The sequence below is a fragment of the Citrobacter farmeri genome (genome assembly GCF_019048065.1).
GTDB classification, from domain to species: domain Bacteria; phylum Pseudomonadota; class Gammaproteobacteria; order Enterobacterales; family Enterobacteriaceae; genus Citrobacter_A; species Citrobacter_A farmeri.
This window is the reverse complement of the sequence record NZ_CP077291.1, coordinates 804,748-823,074: the sequence shown is the minus strand read 5'-3', so window position 1 is coordinate 823,074 and position 18,327 is coordinate 804,748. Positions and strand designations below refer to the sequence as shown.

The window sequence follows — 18,327 nt, the reverse complement described above, 5'->3', positions numbered from 1 at the left end:
GAGAGTGCTATGCGCGTATTAATTAAAAATGGCATCGTCGTTAACGCCGATGGACAGGCAAAACAAGACTTACTGATTGAGAACGGCATCGTTCGCCAGCTTGACGCGAAGATTACGCCGCCGCCCTCATGTGAAATTATTGACGCAGCAGGATGTTACGTTTTTCCTGGCGGCGTGGATGTGCATACGCATTTCAATATCGACACAGGACTCGCCCGTAGCTGTGATGATTTTTTTACCGGCACCCGCGCTGCGGCGTGTGGCGGTACAACAACCATTATCGACCATATGGGATTTGGTCCGACAGGATGCCGCTTGCGCCATCAACTGGACATCTATCAGGGGTATGCGGCGCATAAAGCGGCGATTGACTACAGTTTCCACGGCGTCATTCAGCACGTCAATCACGCCATCCTCGATGAGATCCCGATGATGGTGGAAGAAGGTATCAGCAGCTTCAAGCTCTATCTGACCTACCAGTACAAACTCAACGATGATGAAACCTTGCAGGTGCTGCGCCGTCTGCACAAGTCCGGCGCGCTGACCACCGTCCACCCGGAAAACGACGCCGCTATCGCCAGTAAACGGGCCGAATTCATTGCCGCTGGCCTAACCTCACCGCGCTATCACGCCCTGAGCAGACCGCTGGAATGTGAAGCCGAGGCCATCGCCCGGATGATCAATCTTGCACAACTTGCAGGGAACGCGCCGCTGTATATCGTCCACTTATCCAACGGTCTGGGGCTGGACTATTTACGCCTGGCGAAAGCGAATCATCAGCCCGTGTGGATAGAGACCTGTCCACAATATCTGCTGCTGGATGAACGTCGTTATGACGGAGAAGACGGCCTGAACTTCATTCTCAGCCCGCCGCTACGCAATGTTCGTGAACAGGACAAGCTCTGGTGCGGCATCAGCGACGGTGCCATCGACGTGGTGGCAACGGACCACTGCACCTTCTCAAGTGTACAACGCCTGCAGATCTCAGGCGGTGATTTTAGCCGCTGTCCGAATGGTTTGCCCGGTGTGGAAAACCGCCTGCAACTGCTCTTTTCTGAAGGTGTCATGAGCGGACGAATTACCCCTGAACGCTTTGTCGCGTTGACCAGTGCGATGCCCGCCAGGCTGTTCGGCCTGTGGCCGCAGAAGGGGAGTCTGGCGCCTGGCGCTGATGGCGATGTGGTGATTATCGATCCCCGTCAAAGCCAGGTGATCCATCATGCCCGCCTGCACGATAACGCTGACTATTCGCCCTGGGAGGGGTTCCGCTGTCAGGGAGCCATTGTCAGAACGCTGTCGCGTGGCGAAACGATCTTCTGCGATGGCATTTTTACAGGGAAAGCAGGCCGGGGACGCTTCTTGCGGCGTAAGCCGTTCACCCCGCCCGGCGTTTGCGAAACAGACAACTGTGTATGATAAGTGAGGAAAAATGAGGAAGAAAATTGTTCTCGCGCTGGGTGGTAACGCGCTGGGTGACGATCTTGCCGGACAGATGCAGGCCGTCAAAATCACGGCGCAAGCCATTGTTGATCTCATCGCACAGGGTCATGAAGTTATCGTGACCCACGGTAATGGGCCGCAGGTAGGCATGATCAACCAGGCATTTGAAGCGGCGGCAAAAACAGAAGCGCACTCTCCAATGCTGCCGATGTCCGTCTGTGTGGCATTAAGCCAGGGCTACATCGGTTACGATCTGCAAAATGCGCTGCGCGAAGAATTACTCTCACGTGGAATGCACAAACCTGTCGCCACGCTGGTGACACAGGTAGAGGTCGATGCCAACGATCCGGCGTTCCTGAATCCTACCAAACCCATTGGTTCATTCTTCACCCAGCAAGAAGCGGAACAGCTGGAAAAACAAGGTTATACGCTTAAAGAAGATGCTGGCCGCGGTTATCGTCGCGTCGTTGCTTCACCTAAGCCGGTAGACATTATTGAGAAAGAGACCGTCAAAGCGCTGGTTGAGGCCGGACAGGTGGTCATTACCGTGGGCGGAGGCGGAATTCCGGTGATTCGTGAGGGTAACCATCTGCGTGGCGCCAGCGCGGTGATCGACAAGGACTGGGCCAGTGCCCGCCTGGCAGAGATGATCGATGCGGATATGCTCATCATTCTGACAGCTGTCGAAAAAGTGGCGATTAACTTTGGCAAAGAAAATGAGCAATGGCTGGATCGTCTGTCGTTGAGCGATGCGGAACGTTTTATCAGCGAGGGACATTTTGCCAAAGGTTCCATGCTGCCTAAAGTTGAGGCCGCGGCTTCGTTTGCTCGCTCCCGACCAGGTCGGGAAGCCCTGATTACGGTGCTGAGTAAAGCGAAAGAAGGGATTGAAGGAAAAACCGGCACCGTTATCTGCCAGTAGTCTGATACGTCTGTCCTGTGCGTTTGCCGGGGGCGATTCGCTTACCCGGCAACTCGCTTTACGCCACTTCAAGCACCTCATTCGTTGACTTCACCCCTTGATGCATCAGCATCATTAGCGCTTCCAGCACACCGCCGCCTATCGCTCTCGCCTTATCGGAGACGCTGGTAAAATCAGCCGTCTCGCCACGTGGATCGATATCGCCGATCTTAAAGCCGCCCACTACCGCCAGCCCGTCGCTTAATAGGCCGCGCACCATACCCGACAGCGGTGCTTTGATTTCGTTTTCCCCAATCCAGGCAATCACATCCCCCTCTTCCACCAGATCGCCTAATTTCACTCTGGCACGCATGATGCCTGCGGCAGGCGCACGGATCACCCGGCGAGCAGTATGCCCCATGATATTGCCGGGAATACCGGTATTTTCCTGTGCGCAACCGGCGTAAATCACCTGTCCCAGCCAGTGTCCGCGATTCGTTTCAATTACCGCATGGCAGTCTTCACCCGCAGTAAACCCAGGCCCCAACGCAATGGTCACGGGAGCCATCTCTTTCCGCGTGCCCAAATTCTGTTTTGCCAGGATAGCATCGACAACGCAGACGGGTTTCAGTGTGTCAATCAACGAACCTGCGGGGTCAACCAGTATCGGAATGAAGCCTCGCTCAGCTAACGCCGCGGCCTCTGCAGACGAGGTGGCCAGTCGGGCCGTCACGCCTTCCACGATCGTTTCGCCATCAAAAACCGCCTGTGCAAATGCGACACTACGGCGAATGACGGTCGGTTTATCCACTTCCAGCATGATCACTTTAAAACCGGCATGGAACAGACGTAGCGCCACGCCGCTGGCGATATCCCCCGCGCCACGAATCACCACACGCTGATGACCAGACGGGTGTGCGGCCCGCATCATCAGCCCACCAGGCGCATTGTTTTTAACCTGTAGGATCTCCGCCAGCACACTGATCGCAATTTCCTGCGGCGTTTCAGCACCAATGTTGTAACCAACGGGCGCATGCAGACGCGCAATATGCTCTTCAGCGACGCCCTTTTCCCGCAACTGACGCAGGAACAACTGCACTTTTCGACGGCTCGCCAGCAAACCCAACCACGCGACGGGCTGCCCGATCAATTTGTCCAGCGCCTCCCGATCCTGATTATTCGTCGCAATGAGCACAAAGTTGTCTGGACGAATCTCCAGCGCATCCACCGCCGCGGAAAAAGAATCGGCATGTAACAACTGTACCGAAGGGGGAAAAGCGTCCGGATTTACGCTCTCGCGGTAAACATCCGCCACGGCGATATCAAACCCTAGCAGCGCCGCACTCTGAGCAATCGCCCGGTTCACATGCCCGCCGCCAATTAACACCAGGCGCGGACGCAGACCGTGCACACTAATAAAGACCGACATCGCGCCGCCGCAATCTGAACCAACAGCGTCAACACCGTTACGGGCCATTCGACCATGGAACATACGCGGCTTTCTTTCCTGCAACGCCAGCAGCGCCTCCTCGATCACTTTGCGCTCAACCATTCCCCCGCCGATCGTACCCACGATAGACCCATCCTGATGCACCAGCATCTGTGCCGAATGCCGGGGTGTGGAACCCCGACTATCGACAATCTGCGCCAGCGCAAATGGGCGGTTTTGCTCTTCAAGTTTTGCAGCCTCTGTGAAAATATTCATACGAACCTCAATGGATATCCTTTCAGTCACCCGGTGTTACCGGCGTCGCTATCTCACAAATCTGCGCGCGATTGCAGGCGTTTCCTGGGCATTCCCCAGCCAGATAGCCTCCACATCGCCGTCCCACAAAGGCTGGATGAGCTCACTTTCATCAATAGCATTCTCAGATTGAGAAAAACGATTGAGGAACCAGACTCGTCGACTGGCAGGTGGTGCATTTTTGAATGCGCCCTGTGGATGCTGAACCAGTCGAATAAGCGCCTTCAGTGGTAAGGGGGATCCCTCCGTCAGGCCAGTAATCCCGGCAAACTGCGGCCAGCGATGCACCTGCTCTGCCCCTACGTTTTTTCCCAGAAGGTGTGCCCCCATAACGGCAATCACGCAGCAACTGCTTTCAGGCATGCAAGGTTCGTGCTCATCTGGCGCTTTGAGCGGCATTCCGCGGGCACCGTCTGCCTCGACGAGAACCACGTCACATTCCGCCCGCCGGGCTAGCGCATCGATGGCGTCTGGCGAGAAACCACGCGCTTTTCCCAATGGCGCTTTCCATGACTGAAAACAGGTTATGATGGGTTGCATTAAGGTGTGGGATGGCAATCCGGCGGGCTCCCGACAGAAAAGGATCGGCCAGCGCGGGTCAGGCAGAAACATATGCGTCGTCGTGGTGATAATTACCCGTCGACCTGATAATTGAAAGAGACGTGCGAGCCAGAAAAGGGTACTGGTTTTCCCACCGGCACCGACAACTGAAATAACCGCAGGCCGTTTCTGTGCACCTAAATCAAAGAATAAAGAAGCATGACCCGATATACTCATAAGCCTCTCTGAAGTGACACAACGTCTAATAGACATTATGGAATCGCTATGCCTGTTGTCGACTGTATAATTACTGCTGCCGGGTTATCATCCAGAATGGGAAAATGGAAAATGATGTTACCCTGGCGTGAAGGCACAATTCTTGATGCAAGTATCAAAAACGCGCTGCAATTTTGTAACAGAGTGATATTAGTTTCCGGTTATCGCGCAACTGAGTTACATAATCGCTATGCGAATCAGCCCAATATTATTATTACGCACAATCCGGATTATGCGCAGGGATTATTTACATCAATTAAGGTTGGCGCTACCGCCGTGCGGAGTAAATATTGCTTCATTACACACGGTGACATGCCAGAGCTGAACCGCGATATCTTTCGTAAAATCTGGATGTTACGAAACGATAATGCCCTTATCCCCTGCTATCACGGCCAGCCAGGACATCCTATTTTACTTTCTAAAAAATGCTTGTTGCAGGCCATATCCCAACCGGATGTGAGTAGTATGCGTCAGGCATTGCTGCGCGGAAAACATAATATCATTGAAATGAACGATGTTCAGATCACTCTGGATATTGATACCCCAGAGGATTTTATCAATGTGCAGGATCGGCACAAACAAATAACAAACCTGTAGTTAAACGATTGCGTTAAAGAAATTCCCCCGGCCATCTTTCACTTATCATAATGATAAGAGATCGCCATTTTTGAGAAAAACAGAATGCGGTAATGAAATACCTTCCCGCAATTATCCTCCCGGCTGATTTTCATTCTCATTTGGCATTTGTGAGATATTTCACAAAGCGGACTTAAGATTAGAACCGCTTCACAAAATTATATTTTTATGACGTTGCTTTGTCAGAGTGGTGTGAATGTTGCTCTATCTCTCCAAACCGCCGGATTTATCAGTTCCGGTCAACCGATGACATTTATGAACACGCGCTCCTTCCCGTTGCCTTGCAACACCCTGAAGGAGGTCGAGTAAAGCTAAGGAGAGGGTTATGGGGGATATAATGCGTCCGATTCCATTTGAGGAACTATTGACGCGCCTATTTGATGAATATCAGCAGCAACGCTCGATCTTTGGTATTCCTGAGCAACAGTTCTATTCACCGAAAAAAGGCAAATCGATAAATGTATTCGGTGAAACCTGTGCCACTCCCGTCGGTCCCGCCGCTGGCCCGCACACTCAACTCGCACAAAATATCATCACCTCCTGGCTGACAGGCGGCCGATTCATTGAACTCAAAACAGTCCAAATTCTCGATCGGCTGGAGTTGGAAAAACCCTGTATCGATGCGGAGGATGAGTGCTTCAATACCGAATGGTCGACTGAATTTACCCTGCTGAAAGCGTGGGATGAGTATCTTAAAGCCTGGTTCGCACTGCATTTACTGGAGCAACTGCTGCAACCTTCGGAAGCCGGTACCGGTAAATCGTTCATTTTTAATATGAGCGTCGGCTATAACCTTGATGGTATCAAGCAACCGCCCATGCAACAGTTCATCGACAACATGATGGACGCGTCGGCGCATCCTAAGTTCGCGCAATATCGCAACACACTACAGCAATGGCTGCACGATGAGACGTTCCTGGCGCGTCACGGGTTGAACGAACATCGACAGCATCTACAGGCGCTGCCAGCACGTATTCCCGCAAAACTGGTGCAGGGCGTCACGTTATCCACGATGCATGGTTGTCCGCCGCACGAAATAGAAGCCATCTGCCGCTACATGCTGGAAGAAAAAGGGCTGAATACCTTTGTGAAGCTCAATCCGACGCTCCTGGGTTACCCACGCGCGCGTGAAATTCTGGATAACTGCGGTTTTGCTTATGTCGGCTTAAAAGAGGAGTCGTTTGAACACGATCTCAAGCTCACTCAGGCGCTGGAAATGTTGCAGCGGTTGATGACGCTGGCAAAAGAAAAATCGCTGGGTTTCGGCGTCAAACTCACCAATACCCTCGGCACCATTAATCATAAAGGCGCGCTTCCCGGTGAAGAGATGTATATGTCCGGCCGGGCGCTGTTCCCTCTCTCGATCAATGTGGCCGCCGTGCTTTCCCGGGCGTTTGACGGCAAATTACCCATCTCCTATTCCGGCGGTGCCAGCCAGTTGACCATCCGCGATATCTTCGACACCGGAATCCGCCCGATCACGATGGCGACTGACCTGTTAAAACCGGGCGGTTACCTGCGTCTGAGCGCCTGTATGCGTGAGCTGGAATCTTCAGATGCGTGGGGAATGGAACATGTCGATGTCGCGCGTCTGGATCGGCTGGCGGAAGAGGCCGTCACGATGGCCTACACCCAGAAAAACTGGAAGCCCGAAGAACGCATCGACGTTGCCGATGACTTGCCGTTGACCGACTGCTACGTGGCCCCTTGTGTTACAGCCTGCGCTATCAAACAGGATATTCCGGAGTATATTCGCCTGCTTGGTGAACAGCGTTACGCCGATGCCCTGGAACTGATCTATCAACGAAACGCCCTCCCTGCGATCACCGGTCATATCTGCGATCATCAATGCCAGTACAACTGTACCCGTCTGGACTACGACAGTGCGCTTAACATTCGTGAACTGAAGAAAGTGGCGCTGGAAAAAGGGTGGGAAGAGTACAAACAACGCTGGCATAAACCTGCAGGCTCGGGTTCACGTCATCCTGTTGCGGTCATCGGCGCGGGTCCTGCCGGGCTTGCCGCCGGTTACTTCCTGGCCCGGGCAGGACATCCCGTGACGCTATTCGAACGCGAAGCCAATGCGGGTGGCGTGGTGAAAAATATCATTCCCCAGTTCCGTATTCCGGCAGAACTCATCCAACACGATATCGATTTTGTCGCCGATCACGGCGTGAAGTTCGAATATGGCTGTGCACCGGATATGACCGTTCAAGGCCTGAAAGATCAGGGTTTCCACTATGTTCTGATCGCAACCGGTACGGATAAAAACAGCGGCGTGAAGCTCGATGGCGACAACCCCAACATCTGGAAATCACTCCCTTTCCTGCGCGAATACAACCAGGGAACGGCGTTGACGCTCGGTAAACATGTGGCGATCGTCGGTGCGGGTAACACGGCAATGGACTGTGCCCGAGCGGCATTACGCGTACCGGGTGTGGAAAACGTCACGGTGGTCTACCGTCGTTCGCTACAGGAGATGCCCGCCTGGCGTGAAGAGTATGAAGAAGCCCTGCATGACGGAGTTGAGTTCCGTTTCCTCAACAATCCGGAACGTTTTGATGCGGATGGCACACTCACCCTGCGCGTCATGACGCTCGGGGAGCCGGATGAGAAAGGGCGTCGCCGTCCGATGGAAACCGACGAAACGCTGACCCTGCATATCGATAGCCTGATTACCGCCATTGGTGAACAACAGGACAGCGACGCGCTGAGCGCAATGGGCGTACCGCTGGATAGCAAAGGTTGGCCAGAGGTGAACAACAATGGCGAAACCCGTCTCTCCGACGTGTTCATGATTGGCGATGTCCAGCGCGGTCCGTCATCCATTGTTGCTGCCATCGGCTCTGCGCGCCGGGCCACGGATACCATCCTCTGGCGAGAAAATATCCGCTCACACCACGACGATAAGCGCTGGAGTAATGTCAGTCCCGCTAAAATCTATCAGCGTAAAGGCGAGATAGCGATCGCAAGGGTCGATAAAGACGACCGCGACGCCTTTGTCGTCCAGGAAGCGGCCCGCTGTCTTGAATGCAACTATGTCTGCAGCAAATGCGTGGATGTCTGTCCAAACCGCGCCAATGTGTCGATTCCCGTTCCTGGCTTCCAGAACCGCTTCCAGACGCTGCACCTGGATGCTTACTGCAACGAATGCGGTAACTGCGCCCAATTCTGCCCGTGGCAGGGCAAGCCGTATAAAGACAAAGTCACGCTCTTTAGCCTACCGCAGGATTTCGACAACAGCACTAACCCCGGTTTCCTGGTGGAAGACGATCGGGTCAGAGTCCGGTTAAACGACCAAAGCTGGGTGTTGAACATCAGCAGCGATGGGCAGTTCGCCAGCATCCCGCCGGAGCTGGATGACATGTGCCGAATCATCAGCTATGTCCACCAGCGTCACCATTACCTGTTAGGCCGCGTGGAGGTGTAATCATGTTGATTCTGAAAAATGTCACTGCCGTACAACTTCATCCGGCCAGCGTGCGCGAAGGTGTGGATATTGCGATCGACAAAGACGCGATCGTTGAAGTGGGCGATGCCCTGACGCAGCGCTACCCGCAGGCGCAATGGAAAGAGATGCACGGGCGAATCGTGATGCCGGGCCTGGTCTGCGCGCATAACCACTTTTATTCCGGTTTATCACGCGGGATCCAGGCCAATATCGCTCCCAGCCCGGACTTTATCTCGACGCTGAAAAACCTGTGGTGGCGTCTGGACCGTGCTCTTGACGAAGAATCGCTCTACTACAGCGGGCTGATTTGCTCAATGGAGGCAATTAAGAGCGGATGCTCTGCGGTGATCGATCACCACGCCTCGCCGGGCTACATACAAGGGTCGCTTTCTACACTACGTTCAGCATTTTTAAAGGTGGGCCTGCGGGCAATGACCTGCTTTGAAACCACCGATCGTAACGAGGGAATCAAAGAGTTGCAGGCCAGCGTCGAAGAGAATATCCGCTTCGCCCGCCAGATAGACCACGCTCGGGAGACCGGTAGCGAGCCGTACCTGGTGGAAGCGCACATTGGCGCGCACGCCCCGTTTACCGTACCAGATGCCGGTCTGGAGATGTTGCGTGAGGCCATCAGCATCACCGGGCGCGGGCTGCACATCCATGCGGCGGAAGACAGTTACGATGTCTCCCACAGCCATCATCTGTATGGTAAAGACCTGCTGGTCCGGCTGGCGGAATACGGGCTTATCGACAGTAAAACGTTGGTGGCGCACGGTCTGTACCTGTCCGGAGAAGATATCGCGTTGCTGAATCAGCAAGATGCCTTCCTGGTACACAATGCCCGCTCCAACATGAATAACCATGTGGGTTACAACCACCACCTTACCCACATTCGCAATCTGGCGCTGGGGACGGACGGCATCGGCTCCGACATGTTGGAAGAGATGAAATTTGCCTTCTTCAAACATCGCGACGCGGGCGGTCCTCTGTGGCCTGACAGCTTTGCGAAAGCGCTGGCAAATGGCAACGAGCTGTTGCACCGCAACTTCGGGGAAAACTTTGGCCAACTGCAAGCCGGTTATAAGGCCGATTTAACCCTCCTTGACTATTCGTCGCCGACGCCGCTGATCGCCGAAAACGTTGCCGGGCATATCGCCTTCGGCCTCGGTTCAGGCAGCGTGCACAGCGTGATGGTGAATGGCGTGATGGTATATGAAGACCGTCAGTTCACTTTCGATACCGATTCAATTTATGCGCAGGCCCGAAAAGCCGCCGCCAGCATGTGGCGGCGAATGGATGCGCTGGCATAGCCCATACCCTCTTCTGAACGGGAGAGGGAGTGATGAGGAATGATTGATGATTGAACAATTTTTCAGGCCCGACTCCGTTGACCAGGCGCTGGAACTCAAGCGTCGCTATCAGGAGGACGCCGTGTGGTTTGCCGGGGGCAGCAAACTCAACGCCACGCCAACGCGTACCGATAAGCGAATTGCTATTTCACTACAGGATCTGGAACTGGAGTGGATCGACTGGGACAATGGCACATTGCGCATTGGAGCGATGACCCGTCTGCAACCTTTACACGATGCCCGTTATCTCCCGGCAGCACTGCGGGAGGCGATCGGCTTTATTTACTCGCGTCATTTACGTAACCAGTCAACTCTCGGCGGAGAGATTGCCGCACAACAGAAAGAATCTGTGTTACTCCCCGCCCTGCTGGCGCTGGACGCCCAGCTGGTTTGTGGTGATGGCGAAACCCTGTCGCTGGAAAGCTATCTCGCCTCCCCACGCGATCGCCTGCTCACCGAAATTATCATTAAAGATCCCTTCCGTCCTTGCGCCACCCGCAAAGTAAGCCGTTCACAAGCCGGATTAACCGTCGTGACAGCGGCGGTCGCGTTAACAGAACATGGTGGTATTTGTATCGCGCTGGATGGCGTGGCGGGCAAAGCGCAACGCCTGCGTGATGTGGAAACACAAATGCGCGAAGGTGCAGAACTGGAACAAATGGTCGCTAACGCCATATTCCCACAGGATGATATTCGAGGTAGCGCTGCCTATAAGCGCTACATCACCGGCGTGGTCGTGGCCGATCTGTATGCAGACTGTCTGATGCTCGGGGAGGACGTTGTATGATGATTCACTTCACATTGAACGGCACGGTCCGTGAAATGAAGATTAACCCGGGCGAAAACGTACAGAAACTATTGTTCAACCTGGGCATGCACTCGGTACGTAACAGCGATGACGGATTCGGTTTCGCCGGTTCGGACGCGATTCTTTATAACGGTCGCATCGTCAATGCCTCATTATTGATTGCCGCTCAGTTGGATCACGCGGAGATCCGCACCAGCGAATCACTCGGTAAGTGGAATGCGCTGAGCCTCGTTCAACAGGCGATGGTGGATGTCGGCGTCGTGCAGTCCGGTTATAACGATCCGGCCGCCGCGCTGATCATCAGCGATCTGTTGGAGCGCATCGCGCTCCCTACGCGTGAAGAGATTGACGATGCATTGTCCGGTCTGTTCAGCCGTGACGCGGGCTGGCAGCAATATTATCAGGTGATCGAACTGGCGGTGGCACGTAAAAACGATCCGCAAGCCCATATTACCGTAGCACCAACTTTCCGCGACGATCTCGCGGTCATTGGTAAGCCCTGGCCAAAAACGGATGCAGCCAAAATGGTCCAGGCCAAACCCTGCTATGTGGAAGACCGGATCACTCCTGACGCCTGCGTGATTAAAATGCTGCGCAGTCCGCACGCCCATGCGCTGATTACTCATCTCGACGTCAGCAAAGCCGAAGCGCTACCCGGCGTGGTTCACGTCATCACGCATCGCAACTGTCCCGATATCTACTATACGCCAGGCGGACAGAGTGCGCCGGAACCCTCCCCGCTCGACCGTCGCATGTTCGGTAAGAAACTGCGCCACGTCGGCGATCGCGTTGCCGCCGTGGTTGCAGAAAGCGAAGAGATTGCACTGGCAGCGCTGGCGCTTATCGACGTGAAATACGATGTGCTTAAACCGGTATTGTCGATTGACGAAGCGATGGCGGACGATGCCCCAGTCGTCCACGATGAACCCGTGGTATACGTCGCTGGCGCGCCGGAGACGCTGGAAGAAGACAACCGCCATGCCGCCCAGCGTGGCGAGCATATGATCATCAACTTCCCGATTGGTTCTCGTCCCCGGAAAAATATCGCCGCCAGTATCCATGGTCATATCGGCGACATGGAGAAAGGTTTTGCCGAAGCGGATGTGATTATTGAGCGCACCTACCATTCCACACAGGCGCAACAGTGCCCGGCAGAGCCTCATATCTGTTTTACCCGCATGGATGGCGATCGTCTGATCATTCACGCCTCAACTCAGGTACCATGGCACCTTCGCCGCCAGGTGGCCCGTCTCGTTGGCATGAAACAACACAAGGTCCACGTCATTAAAGAGCGCGTCGGCGGCGGCTTTGGTTCCAAACAGGATATCCTGCTGGAAGAAGTCTGCGCCTGGGCGACCTGTGTGACCGGACGCCCGGTCTATTTCCGTTATACCCGTGAAGAGGAGTTCATTGCCAATACCTCCCGTCACGTTGCGAAAGTCACGGTTAAGCTTGGCGCGAAGAAAGATGGTCGCCTGACGGCGGTTAAAATGGACTTCCGCGCCAATACTGGCCCTTACGGCAACCATTCTCTGACCGTACCGAGCAACGGTCCGGCACTTTCGTTACCGCTGTACCCTTGCGACAACGTCGATTTCCAGGTCACCACGTACTACAGCAATATCTGCCCGACTGGGGCGTATCAGGGCTATGGTGCGCCGAAAGGCACTTTTGCGATGACAATGGCGTTAGCCGAGCTTGCCGAACAACTGCAAATTGACCAACTGGAGATCATCGAGCGCAACCGGGTTCACGAAGGACAGGAACTGAAGATACTCGGTGCGATCGGCGAAGGGAAAGCGCCAACGTCCGTTCCTTCCGCCGCCAGCTGTGCGCTGGAAGAGATCCTGCGCCAGGGACGGAAGATGATCGACTGGTCTTCACCCAAGCCGCAGGACGGTGACTGGCGTACCGGTCGCGGAGTCGCCATTATCATGCAGAAATCAGGGATCCCGGATATCGATCAGGCCAACTGCATGATCAAACTGGAATCCGATGGCACCTTCATCGTCCATTCCGGCGGTGCGGATATCGGCACTGGACTGGATACCGTCGTCACCAAGCTGGCAGCGGAAGTGCTGCACTGCGCGCCAGAAGACGTGCATGTCATCTCCGGCGATACGGATCATGCGCTCTTCGACAAAGGCGCTTACGCCTCATCCGGCACCTGCTTCTCGGGGAATGCGGCGCGTAAGGCGGCGGAAAACCTGCGCGAAAAAATCCTTTTTCACGGTGCACAAATGCTGGGCGAACCCGTTTCTGATGTTCAACTGGCGGCCCCTGGCGTCGTGCGCGGCAAGCAGGGAGAAGTAAGCTATGGTGAAATCGCGCATAAAGCAGAGACGGGGACCGGTTTTGGCACGCTGGTCGCCACGGCCAGTTACATCACCGCAGACTTCGCTTTCCCCTATGGAGCGAACTTCGCCGAAGTCGCGGTGAATACCCGCACCGGCGAAATTCGTCTCGACAAGTTCTACGCGCTGCTGGACTGCGGCACGCCGGTCAACCCGGAACTCGCGCTGGGGCAAATCTACGGTGCGTCGATGCGGGCGATCGGTCACAGTCTGACTGAGGAGATCCTCTATGATCCTGAAGGCCATCCACTGACCCGCGACCTGCGCAGCTATGGCGCCCCCAAAATTGGCGATATCCCTCGAGATTTTCGTGCCGTGCTGGTGCCGAGCGACGACAAAGTCGGCCCCTATGGTGCCAAATCGATCTCTGAAATTGGCGTAAACGGTGCGGCGCCCGCCATTGCCACCGCGATTCATGATGCTTGCGGCGTATGGTTACGCGAATGGCACTTCACACCGGAGAAAATACTGACCGCACTGGAAAAAATGTAGCGACGTGGGCCGCTCAGGCGGCCCGCTTTCATGACTCAATAATGATTAAATGCCGTCTGCGGAAATGAGATAAGCCGTTCTCAGGGCAACCTGCGCCTCAAATTCGCAGAATTTAATTCTGCTGATTCAGATGATCAAATTTACTTATTAAGGAGTGAAGGGATGTCTGATATATCACGTGCAGGCTCAGATCTGATTTACGAACTGGAGGATCGCCCTCCCTTTCATCAGTCAATTATTGGCGCGATCACCCACCTGCTGGCCATCTTTGTTCCCATGGTCACACCCGCATTAATTGTCGGCACCGCGCTACAGCTCTCGGCGGAAACCACCGCCTACCTGGTTTCAATGGCGATGATTGCCTCCGGCATCGGTACCTGGCTGCAGGTCAATCGCTATGGCATGGTCGGCTCCGGTTTACTCTCGATTCAGTCGGTCAATTTCTCCTTTGTCACGGTGATGATTGCCCTGGGCAGCGGGATGAAAAACGACGGATTTCATGAAGAGTTGATCATGTCATCGCTGCTCGGCGTTTCATTTGTCGGGGCATTTCTGGTGGTGGGATCGTCTTTCATTCTGCCTTACTTGCGCAGAGTCATTACCCCGACCGTCAGCGGCATAGTGGTGCTGATGATTGGCCTGAGCCTGATTAAAGTCGGGATCATCGATTTTGGCGGCGGCTTTGCGGCGAAAAGCAGCGGCACCTACGGGAATTACGAGAACATTGGCGTCGGGTTGCTGGTGCTGATCGTGGTGATCGGTTTTAACTGCTGCCGCAGTCCGTTACTGAGAATGGGTGGCATCGCAATCGGCCTGTGCGTGGGCTATGTTGTCTCTCTGTGCCTTGGCATGGTGGATTTCAGTGGTATACGCAATCTGCCGTGGGTCACCATCCCGACCCCCTTTAAATACGGTTTTCAGTTCAATTTTCATCACTTTCTGGTCGTCGGGACCATTTATCTACTCAGCGTGCTGGAGGCTGTAGGAGACATTACCGCGACGGCGATGGTTTCCAGACGCCCGATTCAGGGGGATGAATATCAGTCGCGCCTGAAGGGCGGGGTGCTGGCTGATGGACTGGTCTCCGTCATTGCCTCTGCGGTGGGTTCACTCCCCTTGACGACCTTTGCGCAAAACAACGGCGTTATTCAGATGACCGGCGTCGCCTCACGCTATATCGGGCGCACAATCGCCGTCATGCTGGTGTTGCTTGGTCTGTTTCCGATGATTGGCGGCTTCTTCACCACGATTCCCTCGGCGGTACTGGGGGGAGCGATGACGCTGATGTTCTCAATGATCGCAATCGCCGGGATCCGCATCATCATCACCAACGGGCTTAAACGCCGTGAAACGCTGATTGTCGCCACCTCTTTGGGGCTGGGTTTGGGTGTCTCCTATGACCCGGAAATTTTCAAAATCCTGCCAGCCTCAATTTATGTACTGGTGGAAAACCCCATCTGCGCAGGCGGACTGACCGCCATTCTACTGAATATCATTCTCCCTGGAGGTTACCGGCCTGAAGAAGTGCTGCCGGGCATCGCCTCCCCGGAGGAAGCGGACTAACGGTAAAGGAGTTTACGATGTCTGGAGAACATACGTTGAAAGCGGTGCGCGGCAGCTTTATTGACGTCACCCGCACCGCCGAAGACCCGGAAGAAATTGCCTCAGCGCTACGATTTGTGGAAGACGGCTTGTTGCTGATTCGCCAGGGGAAAATCGAATGGTTTGGCGAATGGGAAGAAGGGAAACATCGAATCCCTGACGCCATCCGTGTCCGTGACTATCGCGGAAAACTGGTCGTGCCGGGATTCGTTGATACGCATATCCACTACCCCCAGAGCGAAATGGTCGGTGCCTATGGCGAACAGTTGCTGGAATGGCTGAATAAACACACCTTCCCGACCGAAAAACGTTACGAGGATCTGGAATACGCACGCGAGATGTCGGCTTTTTTTATTAAGCAACTGTTGCGTAATGGCACCACCAGCGCGCTGGTTTTTGGTACGGTGCATCCACAGTCCGTTGATGCATTATTCGAAGCCGCAAGCCATATCAATATGCGCATGATCGCCGGCAAAGTGATGATGGATCGTAACGCACCGGATTACCTGTTGGACGATGCCGAAAGCAGCTACCTGCAAAGTAAGGCGTTAATTGAACGCTGGCATAAAAATGGTCGTCTGCTGTATGCCATCACGCCGCGCTTTGCGCCGACCTCTTCCCCGCAGCAAATGGTAATGGCGCAGCGTCTGCGTGAAGAATATCCCGATACCTGGCTGCATACCCATCTCTGTGAAAATAAAGACGAAATTGCCTGGGTTAAAGAACTCTATCCTGAACATGACGGCTATCTGGATGTGTATCACCAGTACGGACTGACGGGCAAAAACTGCGTCTTCGCCCACTGCATACATTTGGAAGAGAAAGAGTGGGATCGCCTGAGTGAAACCCACTCCAGCATCGCCTTTTGTCCAACCTCAAACCTCTATCTCGGCAGCGGTTTGTTCAACCTGCAAAAAGCCTGGCGTAAGAAAATCAACGTCGGCATGGGAACCGATATCGGTGCGGGCACCACTTTCAACATGCTGCAAACGCTGAACGAAGCCTACAAAGTGGTGCAATTGCAGGGCTACCGACTCTCGGCATACGAAGCATTTTACCTGGCGACGCTCGGTGGCGCGAAAGCACTGGGCCTCGACCATCTTATTGGCAACTTTACGTCGGGCAAAGAGGCGGACTTTGTGGTGCTGGAACCAACGGCGACGCCGCTGCAGCAACTGCGCTATGACAACTCAAAATCCCTGGTCGACAAATTGTTCGTGATGATGACGCTGGGCGACGATCGCTCAATTTACCGCACCTACGTCGATGGGCGTCTGGTGTACGAACGGACCTGACAGAACGCTAACATCCTGCTGAGGACATCATTATGTCTGGAGATATACTGCAAACCCCCGGCACGTCGAAACCTCGCGGCGCGCTGGATAATTATTTCAAGATTACTGAGCGTGGCAGTACCGTGCGCCAGGAGATATTGGCCGGGTTGACCACCTTTCTGGCAATGGTCTATTCGGTCATTGTCGTGCCCGGAATGCTGGGGAAAGCGGGATTCCCACCCGCCGCCGTCTTTGTCGCTACCTGTCTTGTTGCAGGCTTCGGTTCGTTGTTGATGGGACTCTGGGCCAACCTGCCGATGGCGATCGGCTGTGCAATTTCGCTAACCGCCTTTACCGCATTCAGCCTGGTGCTGGGCCAGCAGATCTCGATTCCCGTCGCCCTCGGAGCAGTTTTTCTGATGGGGGTGATTTTTACCGCTATCTCGGTTACCGGGGTCCGGACCTGGATCCTGCGAAACTTACCCATGGGTATCGCGCATGGCACCGGGATTGGCATTGGGCTGTTCCTGTTGCTGATCGCGGCGAACGGCGTCGGCATGGTGATTAAAAACCCGCTGGAAGGACTTCCGGTGGCACTAGGCGCATTTACCTCATTTCCGGTTCTGATGAGTCTGCTGGGACTGGCGGTCATTTTCGGGCTGGAGAAATGCCGCATCCCCGGCGGGATCCTGCTGGTGATTATCGCCATCTCCGTTATCGGTTTGATATTTGATCCCGCCGTCAAATTTCACGGTCTGGTTGCTATGCCCAGTCTGAGCGGTGAAGATGGTAAGTCTCTGATTTTTAGCCTTGATATCATGGGAGCCTTACAACCCGCGGTGCTGCCCAGCGTACTGGCACTGGTGATGACAGCGGTTTTCGATGCCACCGGCACCATCCGCGCTGTCGCCGGGCAGGCGAATCTGCTCGATAAGGACAACCAGATCATCAACGGCGGTAAAGCGCTGACCAGCGACTCTATCAGTTCCGTGTTTTCCGGACTGGTGGGCGCAGCACCGGCGGCCGTCTATATTGAATCCGCTGCGGGAACCGCCGCCGGAGGAAAAACGGGGCTGACCGCCACCATCGTCGGCTGTTTATTCCTGCTCATCCTGTTCTTATCACCTCTCTCTTACCTGATCCCAGGCTATGCGACCGCCCCTGCGCTGATGTACGTCGGCTTGCTGATGCTCAGTAACGTTTCAAAACTGGATTTCGATGACTTCATCGATGCGATGGCCGGTCTGGTCTGCGCGGTCTTTATCGTCCTGACCTGTAATATCGTCACCGGCATTATGCTCGGTTTCGTGACGCTGGTTGTCGGGCGTGTGTTTGCCCGGGAATGGCAGAAGCTGAATATCGGTACCGTCATCATTACCGTCGCGCTGGTCGCGTTCTACGCCGGCGGATGGGCAATTTAAGCGACGCTCCGCGCAAACGCGCGCGGAGCTGTTCTATCG

Annotated in this window: 12 protein-coding genes; 10 read left to right on the top strand and 2 right to left on the bottom strand. The window is 54.7% G+C overall.

Annotated elements, in window-relative coordinates; genetic code table 11:
- Window positions 1–9 precede the first annotated feature (9 nt).
- Together hydA and arcC are read left to right on the top strand one after the other, a co-directional pair.
- The gene (gene hydA, locus I6L53_RS03835) at window positions 10–1,416 is read left to right on the top strand and encodes a dihydropyrimidinase (protein WP_042322172.1); all 1,407 of its coding nucleotides are present in this window, start codon (window positions 10–12) and stop codon (window positions 1,414–1,416) included.
- 13 nt (window positions 1,417–1,429) lie between these two features.
- A complete protein-coding gene (arcC, locus tag I6L53_RS03830) occupies window positions 1,430–2,362 on the top strand; it encodes a carbamate kinase (protein WP_042322170.1) in 933 nt (310 codons plus the stop codon).
- Between the two features lie 58 nt (window positions 2,363–2,420).
- Here arcC and yqeB read toward each other — a convergent pair whose 3' ends face one another.
- Window positions 2,421–4,046, bottom strand: a complete 1,626-nt coding sequence (gene yqeB, locus I6L53_RS03825) for a selenium-dependent molybdenum cofactor biosynthesis protein YqeB (protein WP_042322167.1) — start codon at window positions 4,044–4,046, stop codon at window positions 2,421–2,423.
- Window positions 4,047–4,094: 48 nt separating this feature from the next.
- Window positions 4,095–4,862 (bottom strand): selenium cofactor biosynthesis protein YqeC, encoded by a 768-nt coding sequence (gene yqeC, locus I6L53_RS03820; protein ID WP_042322165.1) that lies wholly within the window; start codon window positions 4,860–4,862, stop codon window positions 4,095–4,097.
- A gap of 48 nt (window positions 4,863–4,910) precedes the next feature.
- On the opposite strand from yqeC, the gene mocA reads away from it, so the two are divergent.
- The 8 genes from mocA to ghxQ all read left to right on the top strand — a co-directional run bounded on the left by mocA (window position 4,911) and on the right by ghxQ (window position 18,288).
- A complete protein-coding gene (gene mocA, locus I6L53_RS03815) occupies window positions 4,911–5,498 on the top strand; it encodes a molybdenum cofactor cytidylyltransferase (protein ID WP_042322161.1) in 588 nt (195 codons plus the stop codon).
- A 364-nt stretch (window positions 5,499–5,862) separates the two neighbouring features.
- On the top strand, window positions 5,863–8,967 hold the full coding sequence (ygfK, locus tag I6L53_RS03810; RefSeq protein WP_042322159.1) for a putative selenate reductase subunit YgfK: 3,105 nt from the start codon (window positions 5,863–5,865) through the stop codon (window positions 8,965–8,967).
- Between the two features lie 2 nt (window positions 8,968–8,969).
- Complete coding sequence (gene ssnA / locus I6L53_RS03805) at window positions 8,970–10,298, top strand: putative aminohydrolase SsnA (RefSeq protein ID WP_042322157.1); 1,329 nt, start codon at window positions 8,970–8,972, stop codon at window positions 10,296–10,298.
- A gap of 46 nt (window positions 10,299–10,344) precedes the next feature.
- Window positions 10,345–11,124, top strand: a complete 780-nt coding sequence (gene ygfM, locus I6L53_RS03800) for a molybdopterin-dependent oxidoreductase FAD-binding subunit (RefSeq protein WP_042322155.1) — start codon at window positions 10,345–10,347, stop codon at window positions 11,122–11,124.
- A complete protein-coding gene (locus I6L53_RS03795; RefSeq protein ID WP_042322152.1) occupies window positions 11,121–13,991 on the top strand; it encodes a molybdopterin-dependent oxidoreductase Mo/Fe-S-binding subunit in 2,871 nt (956 codons plus the stop codon). Before ygfM ends, I6L53_RS03795 begins: the two co-directional genes overlap by 4 nt.
- 162 nt (window positions 13,992–14,153) lie before the next feature.
- The gene (locus tag I6L53_RS03790; protein ID WP_042322148.1) at window positions 14,154–15,554 is read left to right on the top strand and encodes a nucleobase:cation symporter-2 family protein; all 1,401 of its coding nucleotides are present in this window, start codon (window positions 14,154–14,156) and stop codon (window positions 15,552–15,554) included.
- A 17-nt stretch (window positions 15,555–15,571) separates the two neighbouring features.
- Complete coding sequence (guaD, locus tag I6L53_RS03785; protein ID WP_042322145.1) at window positions 15,572–16,888, top strand: guanine deaminase; 1,317 nt, start codon at window positions 15,572–15,574, stop codon at window positions 16,886–16,888.
- A gap of 32 nt (window positions 16,889–16,920) precedes the next feature.
- Window positions 16,921–18,288, top strand: coding sequence for a guanine/hypoxanthine transporter GhxQ (gene ghxQ / locus I6L53_RS03780; RefSeq protein WP_042322143.1), 1,368 nt, complete (start codon window positions 16,921–16,923; stop codon window positions 18,286–18,288).
- Window positions 18,289–18,327: the final 39 nt, after the last annotated feature.

Coding starts and splice junctions, on each gene's coding strand:
- I6L53_RS03790 (WP_042322148.1), top strand. CDS start 14,154: ATGTCTGATATATCACGTGCAGGCTCAGATCTGATTTACGAACTGGAG.
- guaD (WP_042322145.1), top strand. CDS start 15,572: ATGTCTGGAGAACATACGTTGAAAGCGGTGCGCGGCAGCTTTATTGAC.
- mocA (WP_042322161.1), top strand. CDS start 4,911: ATGCCTGTTGTCGACTGTATAATTACTGCTGCCGGGTTATCATCCAGA.
- ssnA (WP_042322157.1), top strand. CDS start 8,970: ATGTTGATTCTGAAAAATGTCACTGCCGTACAACTTCATCCGGCCAGC.
- hydA (WP_042322172.1), top strand. CDS start 10: ATGCGCGTATTAATTAAAAATGGCATCGTCGTTAACGCCGATGGACAG.
- yqeC (WP_042322165.1), bottom strand. CDS start 4,862: ATGAGTATATCGGGTCATGCTTCTTTATTCTTTGATTTAGGTGCACAG.
- arcC (WP_042322170.1), top strand. CDS start 1,430: ATGAGGAAGAAAATTGTTCTCGCGCTGGGTGGTAACGCGCTGGGTGAC.
- I6L53_RS03795 (WP_042322152.1), top strand. CDS start 11,121: ATGATGATTCACTTCACATTGAACGGCACGGTCCGTGAAATGAAGATT.
- yqeB (WP_042322167.1), bottom strand. CDS start 4,046: ATGAATATTTTCACAGAGGCTGCAAAACTTGAAGAGCAAAACCGCCCA.
- ygfM (WP_042322155.1), top strand. CDS start 10,345: ATGATTGAACAATTTTTCAGGCCCGACTCCGTTGACCAGGCGCTGGAA.
- ghxQ (WP_042322143.1), top strand. CDS start 16,921: ATGTCTGGAGATATACTGCAAACCCCCGGCACGTCGAAACCTCGCGGC.
- ygfK (WP_042322159.1), top strand. CDS start 5,863: ATGGGGGATATAATGCGTCCGATTCCATTTGAGGAACTATTGACGCGC.